Below are 965 nucleotides of genomic sequence, written 5' to 3'. Positions count from 1 at the left end.
GCGCAAGGGCGCCGCGAAGGCGGAGGCGATCGCGCAGCCGATCGTCACCGAGGCGAAGCGGATCGTGGGCTTCCTGCCGCGGGCGTGACCGGCCGCCAGGCGATGACACCTTCCGTCCGCGCCCGCACCTCGGGCGTGGCGAGGCAGGTGGCAGCAGCCTCGTAGCCGGGCGTGCCGGGGTAGGGAGCCACGCGGGTCGGCGGGCTGTGATTGGCGGGGCAGAACAGGATGGCCTCGTCGGCGCGCACCTCCGCCAGATCCAGGATCGCGCAGGAGCGCGTGAGCAGGAAAAGCGGACGAGCGCCGGCCCCCCGGCGGCGCAGATGTGCGATCAGCGCCTCCTGCGTGGCCTGATCCAGCCCCTGCTCCACCATGTCGACCACCAGGGCCGCAGGACCTTCGGCTTCCAGCCCGGCGAGCAGCGTGATCAGCGCCTCCGACGCCACGGCGCCGTCGTCGACGAGCCAGGCCAGGATCGCATCGACCCGCGATTTGAGGGCAGGGTCGGCCTCCAGCGCCACCGCGGTATTATCCGCCGATCGCTCAAGGCTCAGGAAGGCGCCGTTATCGAGGGCTTCGGCCAGGCGTCGGGCCAGCCTCGTCTTGCCGCTGCCCAGCGGGCCGACGATGTAGTTCAGTGCTCGGATATCGCGAAGCTCAAAGCGCTCGCCGCCCCAGGGCCAGGGAAGGTCGAAGGCGACGCTGAGCTCATCCGTCGATCCCAGCAGGCGTGACAGCTCTCCGGCGGCTGGCACCCAGCCCTGCGCAATATCCGCCCGCAGCCCGCGGACCTTCGCCACGGTGCCCGCGAGTTGGCGGAGCTGCCCCTCCAGCGCCACCTGGTGCGCCGCCAGGGCCGGCTCCATCTCCTGGGCGTCGCCCCGCAGCACCCGCGCCACCTGGGCGAGGCTGAGGCCGAGGGCGCGCAGGGCCACGACCTCCGAAGCCCGGGCCATCTCGCCGGA

Annotated in this window: 1 protein-coding gene; it reads right to left on the bottom strand. The window is 72.5% G+C overall.

Annotated elements, in window-relative coordinates; all coding sequences use genetic code 11:
* Positions 1-44: 44 nt before the first annotated feature.
* On the bottom strand, positions 45-965 hold a 921-nt coding region (locus tag AC1DWF_RS32710), incomplete at its 5' end, for a MerR family transcriptional regulator (protein WP_476842673.1).

It is taken from the genome of Aminobacter sp. P4_D5, assembly GCF_056401815.1.
The sequence above is the reverse complement of the archived record's forward strand: the minus strand, read 5'-3'. Positions and strand labels throughout refer to the sequence as shown.